The following is a 10,192-nucleotide window of genomic DNA, read 5'->3' as shown; positions in this document are numbered from 1 at the left end:
AAGAATACTCTCAGAAATCGCTGCAAATGTAGTCTTTAACAGTGAAGGTCCGGTTTATGATCTGGCCTCACGTTTAATGAGGACTGTCATCATTTGATTTTTGTGGGTTTTCGGACAGGCACTAACTTAGTAACCACCACTCAGCAAAAGCAAGTACAAAACTAATTGCCATCCAAGCAATTCCAAAACGACTGACAGGCTTTTTCACTTCCAAGCTAATAACTATTAAGAGAAGTCCACATATAGCACCGATTATAATCGGCCAAGATACTTGTAATGCATAAAGTGCCACAATATATAGTGAAAGAGTAGTTTGTATTATTACTCTTTTAGGCCTGAATAACATATGGTTCATTTTTTATCACCAGCACACAACGGAGTATTTAATATCCAGTCCTTCAGATACACACCTCCATAACCTAAAATGAAAAGTCCTATAGCTGCACCAATAGGTCCTGCAACTAATGCCAAAAGGCCAATAACTAACACATTAACAACGGTATATAGAATTGAAAAAATAACTGCTGCTGTTGCATCTCTACACTTCATAGATAAATCGTAAACATTCATTGCAAATGCAAGAAAAAATAAAACACCTCCTATACTTGAAAAAACAGCTGCTATACCTAATGAGCCAGCAATAATTGCAAGAAGCTCTTTAATAAAGAAACCTATACCAAGCCACTCAAATACTTTAGAAACAAGTTCAATAAAACCACCATTCTCACCACCACTTATTTTATAAGCTCCTGCCCCAGTATCTGGATCAATGATTAAATACCCAGCTCCAACCCAGCCCTTATAGGCTATATTTTTCTCATGAGCTGTAACGACCTTCCCAGAACTCACTCCCTGCTTAATTTCTCTCTCTACGTCGTCTGACAAGTTTAGAATTTGCATTGCTTCTTCTAAGTTGTCACGAGTAATAGAAAGAATACGCTGCCCTTCTTGAGCCGCTAGAAGCAGAGCTTTCATTGCGCTTATTCCATATGCAGAACTCTCACTTGTCGAAAACATTTGCTCAGGAACAATGTGCTCCATCGCGGAACTTCTTTTACCTATTGAAAAGTTATAATTACTCCACAGCTTTCTCTCATTACTTTTGTGCACTGAAATTACGCTGTAATTATCCACATCCATCACAAGACCACCAAATCTCACATCTCTTGGCATTCCAAACCAATATTGGGGTGTGACATTAGTCATAAACAAACCAAAACTTGGAGCCCGATATTGAACGACATCACTATTTTCTGAGGACACCTGATCGTGTACATCATTCTGAGCAAAATAGCTCAATATTGTTGCGTATAAAAGGTCACCGACTACACCATGTTGTGATAGAGCATCAAATTCAGCATTTGATAATTTATCTTTGGTTACACTCACATTTTTTTGTAGCTTGCTTGTCTCTGACTCAGACACCCCCTGCAAATCCAACCCAATAGCCCGATACTCCCCCGCTACCGGCTTGTTATTCGCTGTCGTCCAGCCATGAGTTGGTGAATACAACCCCAGAGTACTGTATAACTCTGTACCCATTTTCCCTGCATCGGCAGTGAGTTCTACCTCACCGTCCAAGGTAAATTCAGCCGTCATATCGATCAGGTAGCCAGGCAAAGTATCTGGTAGTTGTGATGGGTCTATCGGGCTGCCATCTTCGTTTGGCTGGGGCAGGTAGCTTTCAATAATAGCTTCGTCTTCTTCCGTGCTAGGTCGGAAGGACAGGGCCAGTTTTTTACCGGCCAGCTTGACGGTAGGCTGTTCAAAGTTAAACAGGCTGACGTCCGGGTTGCCATAGAGTTGGGTCTGCAACTGGTACTTGAATTTGTGTCTCAATTTTTCAGGTACTTCTGCAAAACGTTCACTGGTGACCAGAACCTTGTAGGGCAAACCCGCAGCCAGAGGAGCCGGAGGTTTTACCTTGACTTCCTGAAGACCCAATACTTCACCCACAGTAGCGTCAGGGTTCTGGTTGGTAATGTAATCCTGCAACTTTTGCTGGTAGTCCTGTAACTGCTGCTCTATAGCAGTCTGGGGCAGGTTCTGTATAAAACCCTGCTCTTCATTAATGGTGGAATTGGCTTGAATCTCATCCACCAGAGCCTGGGCATCAAAGGGAACCTGCTCCTGAAGGTCCATACCTTGTGTGAATTCATACTGCTTGAAACTGGCGTCCATGGGAATCCAGTTGTCGCCCTGGCGATTCTTCACACCCCGACTGGGTTCAAAATCTACCCAGGCTTCTACCCAGGTGTGCTCCATACGAATGTCGGTGACCTTGCCTCCGCGCAACAGGCCTGTATTGGGAATGCCACCCTGTCCCATAAGATTCTGGGCTGCGGCGGGCACTTCGACTCCGCCCACCCAGTTCATGACTTTATCTGCAGGCACTTCAATGGAGCCGTAGGCATAGCGAGCCGGAATGTTTGCAGCACGCAGCAGGCCAATCAGCAAACTGGCAATATCGGTGGCATTGCCCCGCCGGGTGTCTAAAGTCATGGCTCCACCCTGAATAGAACCGTAACTGGGAATAAAGCGGATATTGTTGTGTACCCAGGCGTAAATTTCAGTCGGGTTATTGTTCAGATCAGACGCCAATTGTCGTATTTCATCATTAATCTGGATATCCATGGTATCAGACAGGTGTCCTTCTAATACCTGATTTCTGGCCTCCAGTGCTTTCTGAACAGAGTCGGGCAGTCTACCGGCCGAAGCGACCATAAGCCCTGCGGCAGAATTCATGCCCAGCACCTTCTCCAGCTCGCCAAGTGTCACTGCAGGCTCGCGTACTTCACTGTCCGGCGTACCGAAAGGCAGTTTATTCGGGTCGAAAGGTGCGTAGCTTTTCTGAAACTGTTGCTGGTTCAAAAAACGCCCCAGCGCTTCCCAGCCAGACTGCAACTCAGTATCACTATTGGTGCGCTCCAGTTGCTGGTAATACACGGAGAACTGATGGTACTGCTCTTTGAACTCTGCCATTGCCATCTGGTGACGCTCCAGGGCAATAGCAGGCAGGTCTCGGCTTTTCAGTTCAGTTTCGAGGCTCTGCCATTGGGTCCATGCTTCCGTGTAAGCTTCATCAACTCCTGAGTAGAGAGCCGTCAGTTTATCTTTATCTGAAGTAATGAGGAATTTATCCCCCAATCCAATGGATCGGGAAATAGTGGTAAATACCCCTTCATTCGCTCGCTCCCTGAAACGAACACCGGGTTCATCGTCGGCAACCCACTCCTTCAGCTTTTGCAGCCTGTGCGCTAGCTTTTTCTCGGGAGTGCTTTCCATCATGGCGGTCAGGCGTCGTTCATACTCGGCCTCTTTTTCTATATTGTCCGCCACTGCCTTGCCTGTGGGGGACAGAAAGAAAACAAAGACAAAAAGCGACGAAAGCAGCAGCGACACCCCTTTACCCAGTATGCCCTGGCGAAACGACTCCATTACCTGAACAGACATCCTTTACTCCATGTGATTTCTTATAACTTCCAAACTTTGATGCCTGCCCTGGTTTGGTACATTAGCTTGGCAAGACAGACTTAAACTCTTTTTATCAGTTAATCTTACGACCAACGTTTAACAACACATCCTGTAAACCAGCCCGGATTTCCTGGGCATCGCTGCTCTTGTCCATCATCAGCAGACTGGTGCTCATTAACAAAGACTCATAGGCCCAACGCAGGTTGTGCTCCAGCAGACACTGACGGATAAACTCCAGCTTCTTCAGCAGGAAGTAATAACGCATCCCTTTCCAGCTTTCATAAGAGAGGGCACGAACTTTCTCGATCAATTCATCCAGATTGGCCAGCTCTCTTCCCGCCTCTATTTCAAGCTTTAATGCTTCATGGTCTCGCCATTGACCCTCCTGACCGGACTGGATCAAGGCAGAGATAGTCCCTGCTTTGCTGTAGGGAGGAACAATAACCTGAAGATGCTTCTGCAATTGCTGTCCTTCAGCAATCGTGAACTCGTAGCTCCAGCCATCTTCTTCCTGCGTAAAGCTCGCCTTGTCGAGTATGCTCACCCCATCCAGTTGCAACAGAGCCCGACCAGGTGTTGCTATCGCCAGATTCTCTATGGTCAGCTGGACGGATTGTGACTGCCCTTCAGCCAGCGTTCCATTATCCTGGTGCACCTGATCCAGCGCCTGGTTCAGAAGCTGGAAGTACAGGCTGTCCTGGCCACCGGCTGTCGCCTGAAGCAGTCCATCAAACCCTGCAAATACCGCTTTACCTTTTCCATACTGATTCAGGGTGACCGCCGGTTTCTTGAGTGACAAGAAGTCACAATAGGAGCGCCCGTGGTACCGGCCTTTGGAAGATCTCAAATCATCAGACCTCCAGTTGCCAGACTCGGCATCCATACGGAAGCTGTCTTTGCGCCACCAGTGCCATCGACGCAGATGTTCCGGCACACAGGTCATGGCGTCGGGTCTGTCCCAGTACCATCGAATCCAGTCGTTATTCAGGGCATCGACATCGGACCGGTCACGCAACTGACGTACACCTTCATGCCAGGCTTTCTGGTTTTCATCACCAAACCATTTCAGTCCCTGCTCATCAAAAATATCTTTCAGAGTAAATTCTGCGATCACTTTGGCTGTTCTGGGGTAGATAGCAACCGCATAATCATCTGGGATCGGGAAGACTGCCTCGCCCTCAAGACCCGGAACGGCGATCAGGGTCAAACCTGTAGAACCATGATGTTCACCCAGCTTGATAATGCCCAAGGCAGGCTCAAGAATCATATGACGGGTATCGTGTATACCGGCTACCAACAAGCCTGAGCCACTGTGTACAGCTTCACGAATCGCCTTTTGGGTCCAGTGATCAAGAGTGATTTCTTCACTGAAAAGCCCCAGCACAGAGTAGCTGCCACTCCTCAGTTCACGGGCAAAGTCCTCACGGTTATCCACCACGGTGTAAGACCATTGCTTCTGTTTTAACAGAGATTCCAGAGCCTGACGCTGAGCGGGGAGATCCGGTTGATCCGCAGGTCCATAGGGATCACGTTCATCAACACGCACCACCGACTTATGATAGGAGAAGTCAAGTAACAGGTGGTCGCTCCACCAGTTACCGGTTTTCCAGGAACGGTCACAACCTGTCGTTAACGACCAGGTATTGGTTTTCCACTGTTAGCCTGTGTAATAGGTAGCCCTGATCTGATAGTGATCATCAAGCCCATTGCTATCAGCCAGTTTGACCTTCAACAGGCGGCCTTTGGTGACCCAGCCTGAAAGATCGGTTTCTGCCCATTGGTCATTGATCCAGTTTCTGGAATAGGGTCTTAATTCTTCGGTATCAAGAACCAGACCATCGTCCGACAGCAGTTCAACCGTCACATCGCTCTTGAGACGTGTGAAATGACGTTTAAGATCAAAAGCCACAGTCATAGAATCCACTGCCTTGCACTGCCTCGGTCTGTCGACCAGAGCCAGGAGTCGGCCTTTATCAGACTTGTTCAGACTGCCTGTGAGTTTTACGGGTGGCTCAGTTACCAGGAAGGCATCAGCTGCCAGAGCTTTCCACTCATTTTCTGTTTGTGCCTGGAGAACACAGGCATACTCACCCAGAAGACCAGAGGTTTCCAGACTGACCCGGGACTGGAAGCTGCTATTGGCTTCGATAACCGGATTAAATGAAAAGACCTGAATGAATTCACTGTCGTCCGATTCTCTTGCAGCTACCAATCCCATTCGAACCGGTAGATTAACGATATCCTTGCCACGGTTTTCAATATTGAAACTGCAGGTTTGCGCTGTTCCCGCTTCCAATGATCTGATAGTGGCTTGAACTGATCCACGCAGATTCAATACTGCAGAAGACGACTCAACGAAAAAGCGCTCTTCAGATCGTGTCAGTACACGACCATCTGATGATACTCTAACCTCAAGTTCAACGGAGTAATCACCAGAAACTGCACCTTTCAGCTGGAAACTGACCGGAATATCCCTTAGCCCTCCGACAGCGATTTCGGTCAAGGGTTGCTCATACTGATGGATGATTTCACCGGCTGGGTTTTTGATGGTGATTCGGGCAGTAGCACTTTCAACCGCACTGTTGACTGAAGTATTGGCGACTCTGGCAGAGAGGTTGACCTGATCCCAGGGTTGGTAGTCCTCTGCATCCGCATAGATTGAAGACCCAGCGGCCTGACCACTTTCAGACGCAACCAGAATCGAAAAAGAGTCCATATCTTTGTCAAGAATCACTTCTTCTTTGTTGAGCAGAACACCTTCAACTCTATAAACATCCGCTGTCACTCCTGTAACTCTCCAAGACCTGTTGCCTGTCACTTTATCTGAAGACTTCAGAGAAACCGTTTCGGGCTCAAAGAGTTGAACAAGGTTGCCCTGCTTGTCTATCAGTTTCAATTCAGCGGTATAGTCACCTGAAAGCTGGCCAGAATTAGTTATTGTGAATTTCACTCCCAACTGTTCTCCTTCAAGGAGACTTTTATTGTTCAAGGCAATCTCAAAAGCCCCTGATTGTGGAGTCAAACCCAACACCACAGAGTTATTTTCTTCATTGCACTCAGGCAGGGTATTTTTCGAATCCACCACAACTGTTAACTGCTCAGGCTGAAGTCCTGATTTAAAAGCAACTTTCTCAAACTGGAGTTCACGGTAGGACGCCTTGTCAAGACCATCGATTATGAGTTCTGCAACGGGTTCCTTCCCTTCAATATCCACCCCCTCATAAAGCGCAACCCTGAACTCCTGGGTAACAGGTATTGAACCTCCGTTGCCAATGACAAAAGTGACATTCAGTTGGCCACCTCTATCAATCACTTCCGGTTTGGTGACACTGAGATCAGCGATGCCACTGGTCTGTTCTTTGATACTGGTGCCGACTAACTGGGCAAACTCATAGGAGTTGTTCACCAGAGTCAGCTTCCCTTTATCGCCTCCCACAGGTTTAGGCCAGACGTGCGCCTCTAGCACATTTCGCCAAGCTGTAGAAACGCCTATAGCATCAATAACATCTATACCCTTGCCAGATGCGTATACTGCTGACTCATTGGCTGCATTCAAACCTTCTGCCACACTGTAGCGCCCCCTGTCACTCGGCCAGACGCCATCCCCTGCCACAGTGAAAACCTGGAATGCACTTTCAACTTCCTGAGCACTGACAATATCAGCAGCCTGTTTCACACAGTAGCCCATATAGTCAGTATCCCCCCCGAAATAACGTGCAGAGCGAATTGCAGCAGAGAGCTGCTCTACCGTTGAACTAATGATCCTGGTAGGTTGGAGAATTTTGTGCAGCCTTGGACCTGTTCCAGCAGTGAGAATGGTCATACGAACACTTCCATCATGTGGAACGATCTCACTGTCCTGGATTGCATCAGCAATACCATTGAGCTGAACCTTATAGCCTCCATACCCAATACTTCCCGACGAATCGAGGCAGAACGCTAGGTCAACGCCAACCTCACCCTTTCTTGAGCAATTCCCGGCGGTACTGACAAAGTTATTCTCATAACTGGACTCAATGACTGATCTCTCATGATTTATGACGATGCCCAGAGGCGCATCCCTGAAAGGAGTTTGACCTGAGACCTCTATTTCAAAAGTGGTCGATTTTTCTGGAAGCAGATCCAGTTCTAATACAATTGTTCCAAGAAGCAGGTCTTCTTCCGATTCATAGAGGTCATTCTTATTAACGTCATAGAACACCCTTGCCTCTGAACTGCCTCTGGCAGGTACATTCCCCTTGTTGGTTACACCAATCGACAGTGAACCTGAAACAACACCTGCCTGGCTGTCACTGATCAGTTTGCTAACTGATACTCCCAATATTCCCAGATCTGGAAGTGAAGGTATCGTTTCTATCTTCTTGAGTTTTACATCGCCAATAGTCACTACTTCACCAGGCGTTGCATCAAAATAATACAGTGCGTCTTTATAGCCAGCCTGAGTGAATGTCAAAAGCACCTGCCCCGGCATTACATCGCTAATAGTAAAATCACCGTCAGCTGAAATCGGGTATGTCCTGCTATCAGAACCTGACTCTATTCTTACTTGCGCTCCAGCCAGAGGGTTTTCAGTCCCAACATCCAGTACACGACCAGAGAAAACTGCTTTCTCTGGCTGCACTATTTTTTTGAGACTCAAAGAACCCAGATTATTGATAGTTTCCTCAACAATAGTGACATTTAGCTCAATAGGAACGTACTCTTCTTTAGAGAACTTCAATAAGGCATCACCTGTCTCAATGCCGTTGAAGCTGAACATTCCGTTTGACTCAGTCTGAACCTTGTAAACTGCAGATGTCGTTTTAAGCTCGAGCTCGACACCAGTCAGAGGGGCTTCATTCAAGGCATCCTTGACCGCCCCTTTCAGAGAGGTAACTGCTGGAACACCATCTTTAGAAAGTGCGGGTGACAGGCTGTAGGTTGTTCCATCCTTGATGTCGATACTGACCCTGACTGAACGGTAGCCCTCCTTGGAGAGCTCTACAGAAACCACTCCTTCCTGAAGCGTTGCTGTTGTATAGGTTCCATTCGCATCACTGGTTAATTCGAGGTTATTTGCACCAACAACCTTAATTTGGACGCCATCAAGGGGAAGTGATGTTTCAGCCGAAGTAACAGTGCCCTGGATACGGGCTTCTGGTATCTTTGTTGCCTCCATAGAAACAGAGAACACATGGTTCAATCCTGCTTTTAATACGAGAGTTCCTTCACGCCTCTGATACCCAACCTTTTCCAAAGTGATGCTTGCGTTTCCTTCGGGCAGTCCAGTCAGAGAGAACTGGCCATCAGCATTCGTCCTAACTTCATATTCCGTACTGCCCATGCTTACCTTGACTTCTACACCCGATAAAGCAGTACTCTCTGGCTTACTGGTAACCGTTCCAACAATACTGGCAGTTGTAACTCCACTCCCCGTTTTTTGCTGAAGGCTCAGCACTCCAAGGCTAACTTGCTCCCCATCAGTCAAGGACGAGCGCCATTCCAGTGCTTGATAACCTTCTTGAGCAATCGTCAAAACATACGAACCGGCAATCAGTCGCTCAATACTGAAATGACCTAGGCTATCAGTCACCAGATTTCGAGTCTCAGCACCGGTTAACGATAAAGTTACTCCTGACAAAGCAATACCGGTTTGTGCGTCGACAATTGTCCCACGAATGCTGGTGATATCTGGGTTAGCTGCTGCTCCGGGAACAAGGGATAAAGCCTGCAGAGCTAGAGCGGTCAGATAAACATCTGACCCCCAGCTGCCATTACTGGCCTGAGCATCAGCCAGAACTTTACGACTGTTTTCAATACTGGAGGGATCTTCTATCAGAGGAGTAATAGCAAGGAGAGACTGGGCACTGATCATGTCAGTCGCCCAACTGCCGTCAGTAGAACGCAGGGACAAAAGGTATGCAGCACTGTCATCCAGAGCTGGCTGAACATCCCGATAGACTTTTCGCAATGGCCATAAGGCGATAGCCACCTGAGCTGTCAGTATCGGGTCATTATCAACACCTGTCGTGTACCTCCAGCTTCCTTCTACCCGCTTATTTAGAAGGTAGGCCACAGCCTCAAGAACACCTTTTCTGGAACCAAGGGCATTCAAACCCCGTAAGGCAAAGGCTGTGTCATGAACCGTGCTGTCATAACCCGAATGAGCACCAAAACCACCATCGTTGTTTTGTCGGGAGGCCAGGACAGTTTGGATTTTTTCTCTGTTTTCAGAAGAGGGAAGACCTGTCGCCGCCCAACGAGCCAACTGCTCTGTAGAATGATCAGAACCGGAAGACAGAAAATGATTTGTTTGTTCTCTTTCTTGCTGATTCAACCCATCTTTCAGAGCTGCAACTGTTTCAGATGTACTCTGCCAAGGTAACGCCAGATCAGAACTTCTATAAAACCCGCCATCACTATTAGCAGCTTCTCGCAGCCAGGAACTGGCATTCTCAAGATCAACAGCTGAAACATGGGTTAGAGGCAAGATTAGCAAAAAGGTAGCAAAAACAATCCTGAACAGCATTTGCACGACAAATTCCTTTTATCATAAACAGTAATGGCTTCAGATCTATTCCTTTTCTGATCCATACCTATGTAGAGCAGTTTATTTTTTGCGCAAAAATACCGTTTTAATATTAACTTAAAAAGACGATCGTCTTACATTGATAATAAATTGTGACACAGGTCACAAAAAAGAAGGGAAAAAGGAGTCTACCACATACTAATGTCTAGT

The 10,192-nt window shown here is 47.1% G+C and carries 3 protein-coding genes; all 3 read right to left on the bottom strand.

Annotation, left to right across the window (positions count from 1 at the left end; translation table 11 throughout):
- Nucleotides 1-351: 351 nt before the first annotated feature.
- Nucleotides 352-3,453, bottom strand: coding sequence for a transglutaminase domain-containing protein (locus ACR2PX_RS08600; RefSeq protein WP_433998950.1), 3,102 nt, complete (start codon nt 3,451-3,453; stop codon nt 352-354).
- Between the two features lie 94 nt (nt 3,454-3,547).
- Nucleotides 3,548-5,020 (bottom strand): hypothetical protein, encoded by a 1,473-nt coding sequence (locus ACR2PX_RS08595; protein WP_433998949.1) that lies wholly within the window; start codon nt 5,018-5,020, stop codon nt 3,548-3,550.
- A 111-nt stretch (nt 5,021-5,131) separates the two neighbouring features.
- Nucleotides 5,132-9,982 carry a carboxypeptidase regulatory-like domain-containing protein gene (locus tag ACR2PX_RS08590; protein WP_433998948.1) on the bottom strand — a complete coding sequence of 1,617 codons (4,851 nt, stop codon included), beginning with the start codon at nt 9,980-9,982 and terminating at the stop codon, nt 5,132-5,134.
- Between the last annotated feature and the right edge of the window lie 210 nt (nt 9,983-10,192).

Source organism: Endozoicomonas sp. (assembly GCF_051008435.1).
GTDB lineage: Bacteria > Pseudomonadota > Gammaproteobacteria > Pseudomonadales > Endozoicomonadaceae > Endozoicomonas_A.
This window is presented reverse-complemented; position numbering and strand designations above follow the sequence as displayed.